The organism is Phytoactinopolyspora mesophila (genome assembly GCF_010122465.1).
GTDB classification, from domain to species: Bacteria; Actinomycetota; Actinomycetes; order Jiangellales; family Jiangellaceae; genus Phytoactinopolyspora; species Phytoactinopolyspora mesophila.
In genome coordinates, this window is the sequence record NZ_WLZY01000005.1 from 269827 (window position 1) to 289508 (window position 19682).

Annotated in this window: 9 protein-coding genes; 5 read left to right on the top strand and 4 right to left on the bottom strand. The window is 65.5% G+C overall.

Annotated elements, in window-relative coordinates:
- The first annotated feature begins 35 nt into the window (after positions 1–35).
- Positions 36–623 (top strand): hypothetical protein, encoded by a 588-nt coding sequence (locus tag F7O44_RS16100; protein WP_162451281.1) that lies wholly within the window; start codon positions 36–38, stop codon positions 621–623.
- A gap of 95 nt (positions 624–718) precedes the next feature.
- Here the strand turns inward: F7O44_RS16100 and F7O44_RS16105 are convergent, their stop codons facing one another.
- A complete protein-coding gene (locus F7O44_RS16105; RefSeq protein WP_162451282.1) occupies positions 719–1213 on the bottom strand; it encodes a DUF2505 domain-containing protein in 495 nt (164 codons plus the stop codon).
- 273 nt (positions 1214–1486) lie between these two features.
- Here F7O44_RS16105 and F7O44_RS16110 point away from each other — a divergent pair, with 273 nt between their 5' ends.
- The 3 genes from F7O44_RS16110 (at position 1487) to F7O44_RS16120 (ending at position 8679) form a co-directional block, all read left to right on the top strand.
- Positions 1487–6436 (top strand): NAD-glutamate dehydrogenase, encoded by a 4950-nt coding sequence (locus tag F7O44_RS16110; protein ID WP_162451283.1) that lies wholly within the window; start codon positions 1487–1489, stop codon positions 6434–6436.
- Between the two features lie 87 nt (positions 6437–6523).
- The gene (locus tag F7O44_RS16115; RefSeq protein ID WP_162451284.1) at positions 6524–7438 is read left to right on the top strand and encodes an SDR family oxidoreductase; all 915 of its coding nucleotides are present in this window, start codon (positions 6524–6526) and stop codon (positions 7436–7438) included.
- Positions 7439–7587: 149 nt separating this feature from the next.
- Complete coding sequence (locus F7O44_RS16120) at positions 7588–8679, top strand: type IV toxin-antitoxin system AbiEi family antitoxin domain-containing protein (RefSeq protein WP_162451285.1); 1092 nt, start codon at positions 7588–7590, stop codon at positions 8677–8679.
- A 536-nt stretch (positions 8680–9215) separates the two neighbouring features.
- Here F7O44_RS16120 and F7O44_RS16125 read toward each other — a convergent pair.
- The 3 genes from F7O44_RS16125 to F7O44_RS16135 form a co-directional block, all read right to left on the bottom strand.
- Complete coding sequence (locus F7O44_RS16125; RefSeq protein WP_162451286.1) at positions 9216–11696, bottom strand: LuxR C-terminal-related transcriptional regulator; 2481 nt, start codon at positions 11694–11696, stop codon at positions 9216–9218.
- 153 nt (positions 11697–11849) lie between these two features.
- Entirely contained in the window at positions 11850–12635 is a 786-nt protein-coding gene (locus F7O44_RS16130) for a hypothetical protein (protein ID WP_162451287.1), read from the bottom strand.
- A gap of 14 nt (positions 12636–12649) precedes the next feature.
- Positions 12650–13999 (bottom strand): right-handed parallel beta-helix repeat-containing protein, encoded by a 1350-nt coding sequence (locus F7O44_RS16135; RefSeq protein WP_162451288.1) that lies wholly within the window; start codon positions 13997–13999, stop codon positions 12650–12652.
- Positions 14000–14226: 227 nt separating this feature from the next.
- On the opposite strand from F7O44_RS16135, the gene F7O44_RS31925 reads away from it, so the two are divergent.
- Positions 14227–19674 carry an SdrD B-like domain-containing protein gene (locus tag F7O44_RS31925; RefSeq protein WP_162451289.1) on the top strand — a complete coding sequence of 1816 codons (5448 nt, stop codon included), beginning with the start codon at positions 14227–14229 and terminating at the stop codon, positions 19672–19674.
- The last annotated feature ends 8 nt before the right edge of the window (positions 19675–19682 follow it).

Sequence of the window (19682 nt, forward strand, 5' to 3'; positions counted from 1 at the left end):
AACGATTCGATCAACGAACACGAGGTGTCACAGCTATGGAAGATCGGCTGCCTACCCGGCCATACGTCGCACGGGCGGTGCGGCTGCTCTCGCAGCCCCGCCGCAGCCCGGCGGACAGCGCACTGGTCACGGCTGTCGCACTCCGCCTGGCGGCGCTCGACAGCGACAGCGAGACTGCCGAGAAGCTGGTAAACGCTGCCGACCGAGTCATCTCCGGCGTCGCGGGGCTGGTGGGAGAACAGCAGGTGTCGGCTTCGGACTGGAGCGACACCGCCGATGCCCTGGCCCAGCTAATCGCCGGCCGGCCGTTGCAACGCGGGCACCTGACAGCCGCGCGGGCGGCGTTGGGGTCTGCCGACAAGGTCATCGATCTGTCCGACCGCCTGCGGCGCACCGCCGAAGAGCCACTCGACCGCGATGATCTGGGCCGCGCGCTCGCCATGAGCGTCACCGGTCCAGCCGATCTCGCACAGGCTTTGGTGGAGCGTGATTCCTCGGAGCCGACGGCGTCGTCGCGGCCGGTGGAGACACCCTCGACGCCGCGCCAGGCCGGCCGCCGGACGGCGGCGTCCGAGCGAAGCGTCCCGTTACGGGCGGTCGACGGAGGTATACCCGGTAGGTAAGGTCTGCGCGTGCACGGTGCGCTCTGCCCGCCGGTCGGCCAGCCGGTCGGCCAGCCGGTTTGAGCTGGCCTTGTCCGCGGGGCCGCTCGTGCGGTTCAGCGTTCGCCGGCTAGCCAGGCTTGCCCGACCTTCTCCTCGATCTTGGCTGCCTCGGTCAGGCCTTGATGAACCGCCTCTTCGATCTTGCCGCCGAACAGGGGAACGCTGGCTTTGATCGAGCCGCTGATGGTGACCGATGTGCCGGCCCCCGCGGGCGCCAGGCGCATCTTCCCGCTGCATGTGACCGGCATGCCGACCATCTCCAGCGAGATGCGTCCGTCGCGTGCGCCGCTGGGGTCCGCGGGTTCCCAGATATCGGTCTGCTTGACGTCGATTGTCTCGCCGACGAATCTGCGCACGAAGTCGGGCACGTCCGGGGGCATGATCCGCACTAGCTCGATAGTGACATGGTCGTCGTTCCGGTTCACCGAGACCTGATACCGGATCGCCTTGGCCGCGATGGTCTTCTTCACGATGTAGGCCTCGTCGGTGAGCATGCCGAACACGGCATAAGGGTCAGCGTCGAAACGCAGTTCACTGTGCAGATCCATGCGCCCATCTTGACGTATTGCCGAGCCCGGCGCGCGATGTGGTTCATTTTCCGAGCCGGTTCGTGCCGGTACCCCGCTCGAGGGGCCTTGCCGGCGTGTGTCGTTGGCGACGGCGGGTACGGAAGGTGGGGAGACCTTCGCCGAGGGGTTCCGGATGCCGAGGCTCGTGGCCGAGAGTGACCCCGTGGCGGCCAGCCGACGAGACGGGACACTAGTGTTGGAGGTAGCTGTGCACAACGACGTGCGTGGCGCCTGCCCCGGGGGTTGACAACTATGCGTAATCGCCTCGATGAAGCCAAATCGGACCTGCTCACCAAAGCGGCCGCGGCCGCCGGACGGGGCTCGACGAGCCGCCGGACCCGATACGGCGAGATGGGCGACACCGAGCATCCGGCCGACACAGTGCAAAGCGAAGTGTCGTTCTTGAAGCGCTACTACCGTCATGTCGCTCCCGAGGACTTGGTAGAGCGCAATCCGCTGGACATTTTCAGCGCAGCCGCGTCACATCGCCGCGTAGCCGAATTGCGGCCGCAGGGCACGTCCATCGTGCATGTGTTCACGCCGACGGTCGACGAGCACGGGTGGTCGTCCGGACACACCGTGGTCGAGGTCGTGACCGACGACATGCCGTTTCTCGTGGATTCGGTGACGATGGCGCTGCACGCCAACGACAACATCATCCACCTCGTGGTGCACCCGCAGATCATCGTCCGCCGCGATGTCACCGGCAGGCTCCTGGAAATCGTCGACACCGATGACAACGACCCCCGGCTTGCGGACATGCCGGATGCTGTCGTCGAGTCCTGGATGTACCTGGAGATCGATCGCCGCGACGATCCGGAAGAACAGCGTCAGATCGAGGACAAGCTGGGAAATGCCCTCCGGGATGTGCGTGACGCGGTGGAGGATTGGCCGCGGATGCGGCAGCGCTGCGAGGAGATCGCCACCACTCTCGACGCCGATGTGCTGCCGGTACCCGAGGAAGAGGTGGAGGAAGCCCGGGAACTGCTGCACTGGCTCGCTGACGACCACTTCACCTTTCTCGGCTATCGCGAGTACGCGTTGGAAGAGATCGACGGCGACGACGTCTTGCGGGCGGTGACGGGGACCGGCCTGGGCATTCTCCGCGCGGACCAGGACGTCTCCGGCTCGTTCGCCAAATTGCCGGCAGAGGTCCGGGCGAAGGCCCGCGATAAGGAACTGCTGGTTCTGACCAAAGCCAACTCCAAGGCCACGGTTCATAGATCCACCTACCTGGACTACATCGGCGTCAAGGTTTTCGACGAGTCCGGTGAAGTCGTAGGCGAGCGTCGCTTCCTCGGCCTGTTCACCTCGGCGGCCTACATCGAAAGTGTGCTGCGCATCCCGGTGCTGCGTCGCCGGGTGCACGAGGTGGTGCGGCGCAGCGGCTTCACCCCGGCCAGCCACTCCGGCAAGGATCTGCTCCAGGTGCTCGAGACGTATCCGCGGGACGAGCTGTTCCAGACGTCGGCCGACGAACTGCTTCCCATCGCTCTGGCCGTGGTCAATCTTCAGGAGCGCCGCCAGTTGCGCCTGTTCGTCCGCCGCGACGACTACGGCCGCTATCTTTCGTTCCTCGTCTACCTCCCCCGTGATCGATACAACACCGACGTGCGGGAAAGGATCCAGCGGCTGCTGTTGTCCGCGACCGGCGGAGATTCCATTGACTTCACCGCTCGAGTGGGCGAGTCGATGCTGGCCAGACTGCATTTCGTGGTACGCAAACCGGCCGAACAGCCGCTGCCGGAGATCGACGCCGCCGCGCTCGAAAAGCAACTGTTCGCCGCCACCAGGGCATGGACGGACGACTTCTCGGATGCGCTGGCCGAGCAGATGGGGGAGGAGTCCGCGGCGCGGATGCTCCGCAAGTACAAAGATGGTTTCCCGGAGGGTTACAAGGAAGACTTCCCGGCGCGGACAGCGGCCACTGACGTCCGGCGAATCGAGGACCTCCCTGATGTGGACGGCCTCGGCCTGAATCTCTACCGGCCGGTGGGAGCTCCGGACACCGACCGTCGGCTGAAGATTTATCGCACGGGAAGCCGGATCTCGCTCACCCAGGTGCTGCCGCTGCTGTCTCGCATGCGCGTCGAGGTGGTCGACGAGCGCCCGTACGAGATCATCCGCCGCGAAGCCGAGTCGAGCGCTTTCATCTACGACTTCGGGCTGCGTTTCGAGGGATTGCATGCCGGCGATGGTGACCGGCTCAAGGATCTGTTCCAGGAAGCGTTCGTGGCGGTGTGGAGTGGCCAGGCGGAGAGCGATGGCTTCAACGCTCTGGTGCCGTTGGCCGGTCTGTCCTGGAGGCAGGCATCGGTGCTGAGGGCATATGCCAAGTACATGAGGCAGGCCGGCTCCACCTTCAGTCAGGCTTATCTCGAGGAGTGTTTGTCTGCGCACGTCGACATCGCCCGCATGCTCCTCGAACTGTTCGAGACGCGTTTCGATCCCGACTCAGCCGATGGGCCGGACGAGCGGCAGGCGGCGACCACCCAGGTCAGCGCACGGATCGAGGAGGCGCTTGACCAAGTTGCCAGTCTTGACCAGGACCGGATCCTGCGTTCGTTCCTCAGCCTGATTCAGGCCACGCTGCGCACCAGCTTCTTCCACCCGGACACGTCGGCGAACCAGGCCCAGGCCGCGATCAGCTTCAAGATCGATTCTGCCGCGGTCCCTGAACTGCCGGCGCCGCGGCCGAAGTTCGAGATCTGGGTCTACGCGCCCAGGATGGAAGGCGTCCATCTGCGATACGGAGCGGTTGCCCGGGGCGGGCTTCGTTGGTCCGACCGTCGTGAGGACTTCCGGACAGAGATATTGGGCCTGGTCAAGGCTCAGGCGGTGAAGAACTCCGTCATCGTGCCGGTGGGCGCCAAGGGGGGCTTCGTCGGTAAGCGGCTGCCGGATCCGAGCACGGATCGGGAGGCGTGGCTCGCGGAGGGCGTCGAGTGCTACAAGATGTTCATCCGTGGGCTGCTCGACATCACCGACAATCGTGCCGACGACGGTGCCGTGCTGCCGCCACCAAGAGTGGTCCGCCACGACGGTGACGATCCCTACCTGGTCGTCGCCGCGGACAAAGGCACGGCGACGTTCTCCGACATCGCGAACGAGGTGTCGAAGGAGTACGGATTCTGGCTGGGCGACGCGTTCGCCTCGGGGGGATCGGCGGGCTACGACCACAAGGCGATGGGTATCACGGCGCGGGGGGCGTGGGAGTCGGTCAAACGACATTTCCGGGAAATGGGCCGGGATTGCCAACGGGAGGATTTCACTGTCGTCGGCATCGGTGACATGTCCGGCGATGTGTTCGGAAACGGAATGCTGCTCTCCGAGCACATCCGGCTGGTGGCGGCGTTCGACCATCGGCACATCTTCCTCGATCCCAACCCGGACGCGGCGACATCGTATGCCGAGCGCCGGCGTCTGTTCGAGCTGCCGCGATCCACCTGGAACGACTATTCACGCGAGCTGATCAGCGACGGCGGAGGCGTACACCCGCGCACGGCGAAGAAGATCCCGATCACGCCGCAGGTGGCCGAGTGGCTCGACATCGACGGATCCATCACGTCGATGACACCGGCGGCGTTGATGCGCGCCGTCTTGTCCGCACCGGTCGACCTGTTGTGGAACGGCGGAATCGGCACCTACGTCAAGGCCAGCACCGAATCGCACAGCGAGGTCGGTGACAAGGCCAATGACTCGATCCGGATCGACGCCAACCAACTGCGCTGCCGGTGCGTCGGCGAGGGCGGCAACCTCGGATTCACCCAGCGCGGCCGGGTCGAATACGCCTTGGCCGGTGGTGTGAACGCAGAGCAGACCCACCACATCAACACCGACGCCATCGACAATTCCGGCGGCGTCGATGTGTCGGACCACGAAGTCAACATCAAGATCTTGCTCGACGGAGTGGTCCGGGCCGGGGACATGACGGAAAAGCAGCGCAACAGCTTGCTGACCGAGATGACCGACGAGGTATCCGAACTCGTACTCGCGACCAACTACGGACAGAACGTCGCGCTGGCAGCCGGCGTTCATCACGCGCCCAACCTGGCTCATGTACATCGCGCCTACATGAGCAAACTGGAGAGCAAGGGGCTGCTCGATCGCGCGATAGAAGCGTTGCCCACTGACCGGCAGATGAACGAGCGGATGAATGCCGGCCGCGGGCTGACGGCGCCTGAGCTCGCGGTCCTGCTCGCGTATACGAAGAACACCCTCTATTCCGAACTGCTGGAAACCAGCTTGCCGGACGATCCCCATCTGGCGGCGATCCTGCACGCGTACTTCCCCAGCGCGCTACGCGACCGGTACGGCGCGCGTATCGACGCGCACCCGCTCAGACGAGAGATCATCACCAACACACTGGTGAATGAGCTCGTCAACCAGGCTGGGACCACATTCGCGTTCCGACTGGCTATGGAGACCGGCGGCTCGGCGGAGGACCTCGCCCGGGCGCACACCGTAGCCAGCGCGGTTTTCCGGATGCCAGAGCTGTACGCGGCTGTTTCGGCGTTGGACAACCTCGTCCCCGCTGAGGTTCAGACCCGGATGCGCCTGGCCGGGCGCACCATCACCGAGCGAGCCACTCGCTGGCTCGTCGTGAACCGCAGGCCACCGATTGACATCGCGTGGCAGATCGGATTCTTCGAGGCGCCTCTGGGGCGGCTGCTCGAGACGTTGCCTGACGTCCTGGTCGGTCGGGAGCTGGATCTCTATTCCAGCCGGCGCGACGAATTGATCAAGGAAGGCGTGCCCCAGGACCTCGCCGTGCGTGTCGCTGTGCTGCCTCCCGCGTACTCCGGTCTCGGGATGGTCGAGAACTCGCTGGCCACCGGCACCGATCTACTCGAAGTGGCCAGGGTGCACTTTTCGTTGGGCGAGCACCTCGGCCTCGGCCGGCTGCTGGAGCGGATCATCGCGCTGCCGCGCGACGACCGCTGGCAGACCATGGCCAGGGCAGCTTTGCGTGACGACCTGCACGCTGCACAGACGGCGCTTACCGCCCAGATTCTTCAGCACACCGACGAGGATGCCGCAGCCGAAGAACGAGTGGAGGTCTGGTCGGCCAGTGACGAGGCCGTGGTGGCCAGGGTGCGCAGGACGTTGGGCGAGATCATCGAGGGCGAGACGTTCGACCTGGCACGGCTGTCGGTCGGACTGCGCGTCGTGCGTGCGTTGATCCGATCCAGCCCGGCCTGAACCATTTCCAGCGCGCTCGGATGTCGTCGGCCTAATTGTCAGCCATTCCTGACGCGATCTGTCAGCGATAGCTGTGACGATCGATCTATGAGCAACGAACTACAAGGTCGTGTGGCCCTGGTGGCGGGCGCGACGCGCGGAGCAGGCCGAGGTATCGCGGTGGAACTGGGTGCGGCTGGGGCGACGGTCTACGTGACCGGCCGGAGCACTCGGGAGCGGCGTTCGGAGCTGGACCGCCCCGAGACCATCGACGAGACAGCCGAACTAGTGACCGCAGCAGGAGGTCGCGGCATCGCGGTGCCGACCGACCACCTGGAGCGCGATCAAGTAAAAGCGCTGGTAGAACGTATCGACCGGGAACAAGGGCGACTTGACGTGCTCGTCAACGACATCTGGGGTGGCGAGCTGCTGTTCAGCTGGACCGACACGTTGTGGGAGCACTCGCTCGACGACGGCTTCCGGCTCCTTCGGCTGGCGATCGACACGCATGTCATCACCAGCCACTACGCCCTGCCGCTGCTGTTGAAGCATCCGGGCGGGCTCGTCGTGGAGGTCACCGATGGCACGGTCGAGTACAACGCCACCAACTACCGGGTGTCCTTCTTCTACGACCTCGCCAAGGTGTCGGTGACCCGGATGGCGTTCGCCCAGGCCAAAGAACTGGCGCCGCGCGGCGCCACAGCTGTGTCCCTCACACCGGGATGGCTGCGGTCGGAGATGATGCTGGAACATTTCGGTGTCTCCGAGGAGAACTGGCGCGACGCGCTCACCAATGTGCCTCATTTCGCCATCTCCGAGACCCCGGCATTCGTGGGACGTGCGGTGGCGGCCCTGGCTACCGATCTGGAGCGGCAGCGCTGGAATGGCGCATCGTTGTCGAGTGGCCAGCTGGCCCAGGTGTACGGCTTTACCGACGTGGACGGCAGTCAGCCTGATGCGTGGCGGTACATCGTGGAAGTCCAGGACGCCGGCAAGCCGGCGGACGTGACGGGCTATCGCTGATCGTGCGGACCGGCCTCCTTGATCATTGTGCTCGTTTAGGGGCTATAGCACCTAAACGAGCACAATGATCAAGAAGCACAGGGCAGGTTATCCACAGTTCACGGATTCGACCTGCCGGACTCTCGCGATGTGCGGCATGCTGCTCGACCATGATCGGCAATCGTGTTGCTTACGTCGCCCGCAGTCAGGACGGCATCATCACCCGGACGCAGGCGCTTGCGGCGGGCATGACGACGGACGCCATCAGGCACGCGACCCGGAAGGGCGGTCCGTGGCAGCCCGTATTGCGCGGGATCTACGCCACGTTCTCCGGCCCGTTGGGGGACATCCACCGACTGCGCGCCGCCATCTTGCACAGCGGTCCCGACGCGGCAATCACCGGGCCCTGGGCCTGCTGGATGCACGGGTTGACGTACGGTCCACCACGCGGCGAACTGGTCGATACGGTTATACCCGGGACCTCTCATCGCCGGTCCGGCGGCTTCGTTCGAGTTGCCCGTAGCGCTCGCGGAGTGGAGATAGACAGCCATTGGTTCGACGAGGCAGCCGCAGGCGACGTCAGTATCTCGATCGCCAGGGCGTACGAGCCCGATGACGAGATCAGCGGCGCCGCGCGGCCCGGAGTCATCCCGATGGTTTCCGCCGCGTGCGCCGTGGTGCACACGGTCACCAGACCCCGGTGGCTGCCGCCCGACTGGCAGTCCTCGTGCGTCGCCCGGAATGGTTGCCCGCACTATTTGCGCACGTCGCACGAGGTGAGCGCGTTGCGAAACGTCCGTGCGTTGATGTGCGAGGCGGTGCAGCGGGGCGCGTGCACGGTCAGGGATCTCGTCGTGGAGATTCGCGCCGCGCCGCGCAACAATTCCGCGATCGCCCGCCGCGTACTCGACGATGTGGAAGCCGGGTGCCGTTCGGCTCCCGAGTGTGAACTGCGTGACCTCATTGCCGGCAGCGCCGTTCTCCCGTCGCCTCGCTGGAACCAGCCGCTCCCGGGCGTTCGTGGCATCTATCCCGATGCGTGCTGGCCGGAAGCCCGGCTCGTGGTAGAGGTCGACTCACGCGCATTCCACGGGTTCGGCGATGCTCCCGAGCGAACCGAGCGCCGGCGTGCCCGCTTTGCGTCGCTGGGGTGGACAGTCTTGCCCGTGGCGCCTCGCCGGATCCGGGAAGAGCCGAGCAACGTGCTCGCCGAGATCGAGGCAGCCTATCTCTCCGGGCTCGCTCGCTCCGCGCGTCCTTGATCATTGTGCTCGTTTAGGGGCTATGGCACCTAAACGAGCACAATGATCATGAGCCGGGTTGCGTATCTCACCCAAACGTCGCCCTATCGACGCGTCAGAAAGTGGCAAGATGTCCGTCTTGTCTGGGTGAGGGGGTGTCAAGGGCTCGTGGCTGTGAACGGTGGGGGTCAGTTGTTTGCGGCCGCGAGCCCGGGCGGGCCGGAGTTCCGGCTGTGCGCTCGGGGCGAGCCAAAGGGTATGAATCGGAAAAATCTGGTCGGCCGCGTGCTGATCCACTCGTTTGGCGACTCTTGTGTGATCAGAAGGCGATGAACCACTCGGCCGGGTAGCCGGTCGAGAAGGGATCGCGCTTCTGCACGGGGGATCATGCTCCGTTTCCGTCAGCCCCCTGGCGACACTTATGTCTGCCATGACGGAGACGGAGCATTCCGCCGAACAAGACGCGACAAGCCTCTGGGACGTGCAGCCGGGGTGATGTCGGCCGTCCTGGTGAGCGAGTTTCGTGGCCGCGACTGACCTGTGACCCGGGGGCGGGTTTACGCGGGCGGCAAGAGGCCGAGCGTGCGGGCGATGCTGACAGCGGAGTGCCGGTCGGCGACGCCGAGCTTCCGGTACACGGCCCGGGTGATCGTTTTCAGGGTGTTGCTCGAGACATACAACCGCTTGGCGGTGCTCGCGAGGGTGTCGGAACCAGCGAGTGCGGTCAGGATCTCCGTCTCGCGTTCCGACAGCCCCGGCATTCCGTCTACGTTGGCGCGCCGTAACGCTACGATCTCCGCCACGAGACCCGCCGACCGCCCGGAGTTCGGAGGGGTCAGGACACCTGTGGCGATGGCATGGCTGAGCTGCGGCAGCAACAGGATGGGTCTGCGTGCCCCGGTGCGTTCGATCGACGCCAGCAGCCGCCGGAACGCGGGCAGAGCGTCGTGGCCCCGGCGTAGCGCGCATTCGGCCGCGATCGCGTGTAGATCAGCACGGATGGTCATCGAGAGGTCAGGTTTCTGTTCGGCTGCGGCGACCTCCAACTCTGCCTGGTCAACCGCGTCGGCAACGAGCTGGGCGCGAGCCCGCGTGATAGCCAGATACGCCTCGTGGCCAGACGGAGCCTCGACGCCGTCGAGTTCGGCCAGGGCGGCTTTCGGGTCGTTGTGAACAAGGTACGTCTGGGCGCGGGCAATAGCGGTGAGGAAGCGGTTGTACGGCAACTTGTTGGTGGCGAACTCCGAGCCGCAGAGCAGCAATGCATGCTCGGCGGACACGGGGTCGGCGAGCAGCATTCCGAGAGCCGACCAAGCGGCGGCGAGGCGCGCCGCGGGCGGCTCGACATCGAATTCGAGCCGATCTTGTGCCCGGTGGAGCAGAGCGGTCGCCCGGTGGCCACGGCCGTACTCGAGGTCGAGCAGACCCTGGGTGAGGTAGAGATGGTCGGTGAACTGCAGGTGGGACCACCCTGAACGCCGGATGAGCGCGGTGGCCGACTCGGTCATTCGTGCCGCGACGGGAAGATCTCCGTTCTGAAAGGCGGTATACGCCAGAAGCACCTCACTGGCGGCCAGGTACCAATGTGCCTGGTTGTGGTGAGCGAGGGTTCTGGCCAGCCGAAAGGCTGCCTCTGCGGAGCTCAAGTCTCCTTCAGCAAGCCGCGAGGCGCCCACTTGGTGGTTGAAGAATGCCAGCCGGGTGGCGCATTCGCGTCGTTGCTCCTCCGTGGCGGCGTCGATGAACGTCCGGCCGGAGCGCTCGACCTCTCGAGCCCGGTCGATCGCGCCTTCGAAGCGTGCCAGCATGATCTGGAGAGAGTGCAGTGTGAGCAGGCTGGCATTGAGTGAGCTGCGGTCAACCACTGCTTCCGCCTGGGTGAGCCGGAGTTTGAACGTGGCGAGGTCGGCCGGCTGGAGTAGCGCGGAGATGGCAGCGACCAGCAGCAGGGCGGGATGGTTGACGAGATCGTCGTCGGCCAGCGATTTCACCGAAGGAAGCAGGGCCCAGGACGCGTCAGTGCCGAGTTGATTCTCCTGCTCGCGTAGCACGTCGGAGACGACATCCTGAGAGGCCTCCACGAGGTAGGGCAGCGCTTCGGATGTCCGGTTGCCCTGGACGAGAGTGCGAACCGCCCGATCGACGAGTTCGACTCTCCGGGAGGGATGTTTGATGCCCAACTCAGTGAGCAGGTTCTGCCGTACCGGCTGCGGCATTCGCCAGTAGTGTGCGCTCGTTGCGCGGATCACCCACCCGGCGGCGGACCAGTGTTCGATGAGCAGCGCCGCGTCCGGTTCGGTGTAATCGGTCAGGTCAGCGAGAGTCGCCGCCAGGAGGTGGGCGTCGAACTGGGGCAACGCGGCGGTCATGGTGAGCTTTGCGAGTTCGTCGCCGGGGACGGTCGCCAACACTTCTTCGCGGACGAATTGATTGATGAGCTCGTGAAGGCGGCGATGCATGACTGGTTCGTCCGGCCGGCGCAAGCGCAGGGCCGCATCGACCATCGCGGGCCAGCCGTCTGTCGCCAGATGCAGGTCGGCGGCTTCGTCCGCACTGATCTGGATTTTGCGTTTGGACGCGAGCTGAGTGACCTCGTTGCTGGTCAAGAGCAGGTCTTCGGTGGAGATGATGTGAGCGCTGCCATCCAGCAACATGCCGCTGGAGACCGCAGTGAGCGGGTTCCGGGTAGCCACGACGACCCGTGGACCCCGGCTGTGAACGTCGAGAATCGCGGGGGTCGTGACGCCGCCGATATCGTCGATCAGGATCAGATCAGGTAGCTCATCGTCCGGATAGTTCGTGGGCCTGGCGTAAGCGGCCAGTTGATCGGTTGAGGTGATGCGGAGTACCTGTGAGCGCCCCGCCGTTTGAGCCACCTGATCGAGGAGAACGGACTTGCCGAGACCCGCGGGACCTTGCACGACGGTCAGGGGCGCGGCGCGTGAGCCAATCACCGCATCGACCAGCCGGCGGCGCATCACGTCAGTGCGTGACGTCGTTCCTTTGCCGGCCTCACCACCGGACTCGCGCCGCGCCATATCGCCCTCCCCCGGGTGAACAGCCCCTTTGCGCACGGAACTGCACGCCAAACCAGGAATCCCGGCTTGTTAAAGGCCCACCCTGCGCGTTCATCCTACCTTTCGGCCGGTTACTGAGAACGCGGGCCATTGTCCAAAAACCGCAGCGTAGGCCTATAGGTCGGAGAAAAGAGTGCCCGCGAAATCGATGTCGGGAGCCTCTGTGAAGTCGACCACAGTCCACTCGCCACCACCACCGAGGCGCAATTCCATCCGCTGCAGAACACCGGCGTCGTCGATCCAGTAGCGCACGGTGGCGTCGCTGCCGTCGCCGGCAGAATCGGAGGCCGCGGCGTCGTACGGCTCGTCGGAGGTGGGGCCGAGCAGGACATCCACCGCGACACCGTCCAGCTCGTCAGAGCGCAGCCACCGAGCATCGGTCTGCTGCAGCAGAAGTGGGTTGTCGGGTCGGTCGTTGCTGGTGGAGAGCACGATCGCCAGCACGGTATGCAGCCGGGACGCCTCCGGCGCGAGTGCGGAGGACGTCCAGGCATCGTTGCCGGCCGTGCGGTTCGGGGGTGGCAGAGGGGGAAGGTCACCGGTGACTGCGCCCTCGTGGGAGCTGACGGTCTCCTTGGTCCACGCGAGGAGCAGTGGCGCGTCGTCGCCGGAGCCGCCGTGCAGGTTCGCGTATCCGAGCTTGGCCGTGAAATCCACCCAGCCGTTGAGCGTGTACTCCTGCCCGGAGTCGCGGACGCTGAACTGGACGGCGCGCGTGCCCGCGTCGAAGTTCGAGAAGCGCATCATCGCCAGGCGCTGGGCCTCGTCGGTGGTCAAGGGTCGCGGCGAAGGATGCTCGGTGACATCCGCGGCGGTGCCGTGCGACGTCTCGTCCGGCTCGGCAGAGCTGGAGCAACCCAGCACCGCGGCTACCGCGGTGCAGGCCAGCCAGATCGTCACGGTTCGGCTGCCCTTCACGCGGTACCTGCGCGATCTGACAGGAACGTGTCATCGGGCACCGGATAGTCGGATTCCGACGGCATGTGGACGGCGTCCGGCAGCGGTTCGGGCAGAGTCTCGACATCGGACAGGGCCGGTTGATCCGGCGGCGGCGGAACCCGAAGGAAGCTCATCCCGGCCGGCTCGGAGACCGACGGCACGGTGCCTGCCTCATCCCGGCTGTTTCCTTCCGGGCAACTCGCGGCCAGGAGGCTTTCGGGTGACGCGGTCGCGGCCGTGTTGTCCTCGAAGCAGTTGCCTTCCGATGGGGCGCGGGAGGCCGAAACGTCGGCGACGTCGATTCCGTTCCCGGTGAGCACATTTTCTGCGAAGCTGTTGTCCAGCGCGGAAATGTCTTCGGTATTGCTCAGCAGAATGCCCGCCACTGGATTGCCGTCGATCCGGTTGGCGACGATTTCGTTTCGCTGGCCGCCGCCGATGGACAAGCCGAGGCCGAAGCCGCCATGGGCATGGGCGGGGGAGTCGTCGCTCGTATTGTCGCTGATCAGATTTCCGACGACGACGTTCTCCCGCTGCGGGGTGAACGCTTCCTGGTAGCTGGACAACAGCGTCAGCCCGATCCGGTTTCCGCTGAACCGGTTGCCGGCGATCATCAGCGAGTCAGAGGCGTTGGCGTTTTCGAACCCGACGGCGTTGCGCTCGGCGACGTTCGAGGCGACCAGGATGTCGCATTCCTCACACTGCCCGACGTAGAACCCGGAGTCGGCCGAGCCGGAGGCGTAGGAGTTGGTGATCGAGCCGTGCCGGGCATTGAACGCGTAGATTCCGTACAGCCCGTTGTTGTGGGCGGTGACGTGGTCGATGGAGAACCGCTGTACCGGCGGGAACTCGGCAGGATCCAGCTCGGTGTAGCCGGGGCCGCCATGCGCCAGCGGACCGTTCTCGTCGTGCATCCCGGTGACGAGCACTCCGTAGAACAGAGTCGAGTGCACGGTCAGGTTCTCGATCCGGACTCCATCGGCCGACGCGAACACGCCGAACGAGCGGGTGCCCTCACCGTCGATGATGACGCCGTTGCGATCGGTGCCGCGCAGCGTCACGTCCGGTTTGTCGATGGTGACCTCTTCGGCGTACGTACCGGGGCCGACGAGCACCATTCCTCCACTCGTCACCAGCTCCACACCGGCAGCGATGGTGTCGGCGTCCTCGGGTACGCGAACCAGTTGAGCGCCGGGCTCATCCGGCTGCGGCTCGGCGACATTGCCGGAGTTGTCCGACCCACACCCCGCGGCCAGCAACGCGAGCGCAGCGATCACCGTGATACCCGGCCGGCGCCCCCGCGCGGCCGCTCCGCACATCCCCATGGTCGAGAGTTAAGCACACTTATCGCGCTGCGTCGTGCCAGCACAAGGGGCTGCCGCCGTCTTGAAACCTCAAAAAATGTGATCTAAGTCACGTCGCGTGCGAATCTGTTCGCCGGATGACTCTTGGCGCTTGGACGCATAGATGTATCGACCGCTGGACGGTGTTCGTCGTGCGGACATTTGGGGGGCGACTTCTGTCGCGTAATGAAAGAGATAGGGGCGATTCAGTGAGACGACAACGTCAGCGAGCGTTGGGCCAGGGTGGTGATGGCCGTCCGGTTCCGGAGCGCTGGTCCGCAGCGCGAAGGGGGACCGCCGGCCTGAGCGCGCTTGGCCTCCTCGGTTCGATGCTCGTGGGCATCGCTGCGGCACCGGCGGCGACGGCCGCGGAGGGTGACGAGATCACCGGCACGATCTGGCAGGACTACGACTCCAACGGCATGTTCGACTCGTATGAGTCGGGACTTGCCGGGATCGAGGTTTATGCGTACGACGGCGCCGGTAACGTCGCCGGTCCAGTGGTCACTGACGCAGACGGTGGGTACGCACTGCCGGTGACCAGTGACGCCGATCAGTGGCGGGTCGAGGCGAACGTGCCGGATACGCCGGAGTGGGCAGAGTGGCGAGACACCGTGGTGGGTCGGGGCGACGGCACCGCGAACGGCACCACAGTGCAGTTCGTCGACGTCAGCGACGGCGACGTGGACGGCGTGGATTTCTCCTTCCACGTGCCCACAGCATTCGTCGATGACAACCCTCAGGTGTATATCCCGATCGTCCATTTCGGCACGAGCGACGGTCCGAACGCCGACGCTGCCGCCTCGGGCGTCATCTGGTGGGACGCGGAAAGCCCCAACCAGGACAGCCCGGTGCCACAGACTGGACGGGTTCCGTTCAGCGAGGTGGGGGCCACCAACGGCTCGGCTATGATCCGCGCGGACGAGGTGGGTGGGCTGCCCACCGTGTTCACGGCCGCGTACCTGCGCCGGCACTCGGCGTTTGGGCCGGGTGGCATCGGTGCGATCTATCGCGTGACACCGGACGGCGCGGATTGGTCTGCCCCGAACGCCTCGGCAGAGGTGTACGTGGATCTTGTCGCCGAGGGTATTGACCTCGGTGGGCCCGACCCGGACGCACCCGTCGGGAACCCAGACGGGTTCCGTCCGAACGTGACCTCGGAGAACCCCGACTACCTCTGGACCCGAGACGCGCAGGCGTGGAACAAGGTTGGCCGGGCCGGGATCGGCGAGATCGCGATGAGCCCGGACGAGCGTTATCTGTTCGCCGTGAATCTCCACAACCGCTCGCTGGTTCGGATCGACACCGGTGGTGACCCGAGCGGTGCGCCGGTCGCGGTGGATGAGTTCTTCTTCGATGACGTCTTCACCGGGGACATCCGGCCTTACGGTGTTGGAGCGGACGCGCTGACCGGAACCATGTACCTCAGCGCGACCGACACCGCAGAGACCACGCGGTCGGTCAGCGACCTCAATGGCTATGTGTACAGCTTCGACGCGGACGCGCCGGGCTCCTTGACGACAGTGCTGGACTTCCCACTCGACTTCGCACGTAGCGGCTTCATGCCGACGTTCGAGCCGTGGGCGACGCAGAGTACCCACTACCACCAACCGGGTGGGAACGGTTCAGCTGCCCGGCTCAACCAGCCCGTGGTGGCCGGTGTCAAGGTGCTGCACGGCGACCTCATTATCCCCATCCGGGACCTCACCGGTGACGTCATGGGGGCGACGACGTTCCTGTCGGGTGACCCGGACGACGGCGACAACCGCACCACGTCGGTCCGGTCCGAAGGTGACGTCTTCATCGCCGCCCCTAACGGTGATGGGACCTTCACCCTGGAGAACAACGGTGTACACAAGGGTGTCACCGGACAGGGCGCCCAGCTCGGCCACATGGGCCCTGGCGGCCTGCGGTACTTCAACACCGGCTTCGGTGTGGCTAACCAGGACAACGAGTCGACGGGTTCGATCGTGATCAACCCGAGCCGCGACGACGGTGTCATGACCACCGGGGTCCACGTTGTGCACGGCGGCCTCCAGGAGGGTACATACCGCCTCTATCAGGAGACCGGAGCTGCCTACTCGGGCAACGGTGCAATGATCCGGCGGACCGTCGGCAACATGGTCACGGCGAAGGGCAATGGCCTCGGGTCGGCGTCCGTGCTGGCGTCGGCGGCCCCGATCGAGATCGGCAACTACGTCTGGTACGACGTCAACAACGACGGTATCCAGGATCCGGACGAGGACCCGGTGCAAGGCGCCACGGTCAACCTCTACGAGGTGGCCGAAGACGGTACCCGCACGCTGGTGAACACCACCGTCACCGACGAGAAGGGCGAGTACTACTTCTCTTCGTTCGACGAGGACTACCAGCTACGCACGAACACCGACTACGAGGTTGGAATCGACAACCCGGACGACTACGCCGAGGGCGGTCCGCTGTACCGGTGGTACCCGACCGTGCCACACACCGGTGACGAGGACAGTGTGAACCCGGAGGAGAACGACTCGAACGGGATCGTTCCCGAAGGTTCCACCGATCCGTTCCCGTTCGCGCTGGTCACTACCGGCGGGCCGGGCGAGAACGACCACTCGATCGATTTCGGGTACTCGCAGATCAGCTACGAGTTCGACAAGCGGATGGTGGAGGGCCCGATCCAGTCGCCGGACAAGGACGGCACCTGGACCATCACCTACGAGCTGGTCGCCGAGAACACCGGGATGATCGACGGCTCGTACCTGCTCACCGATGACCTGACCGGTTATGGCGAGGGTATCGAGATCGTCGGCACCGAGGTGGTGTCCGGACCGCCGGAGGCCGACGGGCTGCTGAACGCGGACTGGGATGGTATCGACGACCAGCGGGTGGTCACCGACTACGTCGACATCGACGCGGAGTCGACCGTGGACAACGGCACCGAGCACATCTATACGCTGACTGTGACGGTCGCCTTGAACGCGGATCCGGAGACGGGTGAGGCGCTGGTCGACCTGGACCAGCTGGCCTGTGTGCCGGATGCCGGACCGGGTGCTGAGAACACGACCGGACTGTTCAACGTCGCCACCATGTCGCCGGAGAACTATGACGACCTGGTGGACGCCGAGTGCAGCGAACTGCCGCTGGTCACCCTCGACAAAACCGTCGAGGTCGAGCCGTACGTCGTCGACCGGGAGAACCTGCCCGGCGTCTGGGAGATTGTCTACGGTCTGACCGTCACCAACGAGACCGACGTGCCGACGGAGTACGACCTGGAAGACCGGCTGCGCTTCGGCAGCGGTATCGACATCATCGACGGTTCCGTCGTCGCCGAGAACACGGATCCGGGCGACATCACCACCCGGCCGGAATTCGACGGGCTGACCGACACGCTCATCGTCGAAGATGTGCCGATCGACCGTGGCGAATCCCATCAGTACACCGTGGCGGTCCGGTTCACCATCGACCTGCCGCATCCACCGGAAGGCCCCGACCCGTCCGATTGCACACTCGTCGATGGTGAAGAAGACGGCACCGGCCTGTACAACGACGCCAACTCGTCGTTCAACGGCTACCCCGACTTCGACGACGAGTGCCGTGAGGTCGGCCAGCCGTCCCACGAGAAGACACTGATCTCGGCCAACCCGATCGGCAACGGCCAGTGGGAGGTTGTCTACGGCATCGAGGTGTTCAACAAGGGCGTCGCCGCCACCTGGTATGACCTCGACGACGAGCTGCGCTTCACCGATCAGGTGGACATCGTCTCCGCCGACGTCACGTCGGCTCCGGACGGGGTGGTCCTGTACGACCCAGCCTGGGATGGTGAGGATCAGCTGCGGATCGCCGAAGAGGTGCCGCTGCTGGGCACCGCCGACGACGGCTACGCACCACACGAGTACGTGCTGACCGTCATCGCCGATGTGCCGTTGTCGTTCGAGCTGGACGCGGACGGCAACGACCCGACCAGCTGCTCCGCGGCGGTTGGTGATCCGTCGGTGAACACCGCGTTCAACAACGGCTCGACGCTGACCGACGAAGCTGGCCTGGTCGAGGAGGACGACGCATGCGCTGAGCTGCCGTCGTTCACCATCGACAAGACCATCAGCGACGGACCGGTGAGCAACGGTGACGGCACCTGGGCCATCACCTACGACATCGTCGCGACGAACGACGGCTCGGCCGACGGCGAATACACCGTCACCGATCAGCTTCGTTACGGCGACGGCATCGTGGTGGAAGAGTCCGAGGTGATCACCGCGCCGGACGTGGCCGACGTGCTGGACACGTGGACCGGTCGCGGGCCCGAGGGCGACCCGGTCAACGTCATCGCTGTGGACGTGCCGCTGGAGGCCGGTGGTGAACACCTCTATCAGGTGGAGGTGGTCTTCTCTCTCGACCAGGACACCCTGACCGAGGAGTCGATGACCTGCCCGCCGCCGGGTTCGGGTGAGTACGGCGGCCTGGCCAACAGCACCGGCCTGGAGCACAACGACCTCACCGACACCGACGAGGTGTGTGTGTCGCTCGGCCAGCCGGACCTGGAGAAGAACCTGGTCTCGGCACAGCCGATCGGCGCAGGCCAGTGGGAGGTGCACTACGACATCGTGGTGCGCAACCTGCTGCCGGGTGCGACGGTCTACGACCTCGAGGATGAACTGCTCTACGGCGAGGGTGTCGAGGTGGCCGAGGCTGCCATCGTCTCCGCGCCGGACGGTGTCGCGGTCCGCGACGACTGGGATGGTGTCGACCAGCTGGTCATCGCCGAGGACGTCGCACTGGGCGGCATGAACGACGACGGCTACGCGCCGCACGTATATACGGTGCGGGTCGTGGCCGACGTGCCGCCGTCGTTCGCGATCGATGAGGACGGCAACTCGCAGGCGCTGTGTCAGGACGAGAAGGGCGGCAACTTCGAGAACGGCGGTCTGAACAACGTCGCCACGCTGTACACGGAAGGCGGCGACGAACTCGTCGACACCGACTGTGCTGACCTGCCGTCGATCGAGCTGGAAAAGACCGTCGCCGGCGGGCCGGAGCGGATCAACAACGACCGGCACGTGATCACCTACGAGCTCGAGGTGACCAACGACGGCGGTGCCAGCGGGGAGTACGTGCTGTACGACCAGTTCCGGTTCGGCGAGGGCATCGAGATCCTCGACGTGCGGGCGTCCAACACCGCCCCGGGTGACATCGAGGTGCTGGACACGTTCACCGGACAAGGCGACGAGCCGAACGCGGCGGAGAACGCCTTGACCGAGGAGGTGTCTATCGGTGCCGGTGCGACCCACACGTACGAAGTGGGTGTGCTGTTCACGCTGGACGGCGACACGCTCACGGTGGAGTCCGCGCAGTGTGCGGACGAGCCTGGCGACGGCACCCGATCGGGTCTGCTCAATGTGGGTCTGCTTGACCACAACGGGCACGAGCTCGACGCCGACGCATGCGAGCCGGTCGAGCCGGAGCAGCCGGGTGACCCGGATGACCCGGACGCTCCGGGCGATCCGGACAGCCCCGACGATCCAGGTGATGACCTGGCCGACACCGGCTCGACCGTGTCGCTGTGGTTGCTGGCGGCCGGACTGGTTCTGGTGCTGGGCGGTGTGACCACCGCTGGTGCGGCGCGTCGTCGCACCCGCATGGCAAACACGGAACAGAGCGTTAGGATCGACGACCTGTTCTGATTCACCCT

Excerpts from the sequence above, each read along its gene's own strand:
- F7O44_RS16100 (WP_162451281.1), top strand. The coding sequence starts at position 36 with ATGGAAGATCGGCTGCCTACCCGGCCATACGTCGCACGGGCGGTGCGG.
- F7O44_RS16105 (WP_162451282.1), bottom strand. The coding sequence starts at position 1,213 with ATGGATCTGCACAGTGAACTGCGTTTCGACGCTGACCCTTATGCCGTG.
- F7O44_RS16110 (WP_162451283.1), top strand. The coding sequence starts at position 1,487 with ATGCGTAATCGCCTCGATGAAGCCAAATCGGACCTGCTCACCAAAGCG.
- F7O44_RS16115 (WP_162451284.1), top strand. The coding sequence starts at position 6,524 with ATGAGCAACGAACTACAAGGTCGTGTGGCCCTGGTGGCGGGCGCGACG.
- F7O44_RS16120 (WP_162451285.1), top strand. The coding sequence starts at position 7,588 with ATGATCGGCAATCGTGTTGCTTACGTCGCCCGCAGTCAGGACGGCATC.
- F7O44_RS16125 (WP_162451286.1), bottom strand. The coding sequence starts at position 11,696 with ATGGCGCGGCGCGAGTCCGGTGGTGAGGCCGGCAAAGGAACGACGTCA.
- F7O44_RS16135 (WP_162451288.1), bottom strand. The coding sequence starts at position 13,999 with ATGGGGATGTGCGGAGCGGCCGCGCGGGGGCGCCGGCCGGGTATCACG.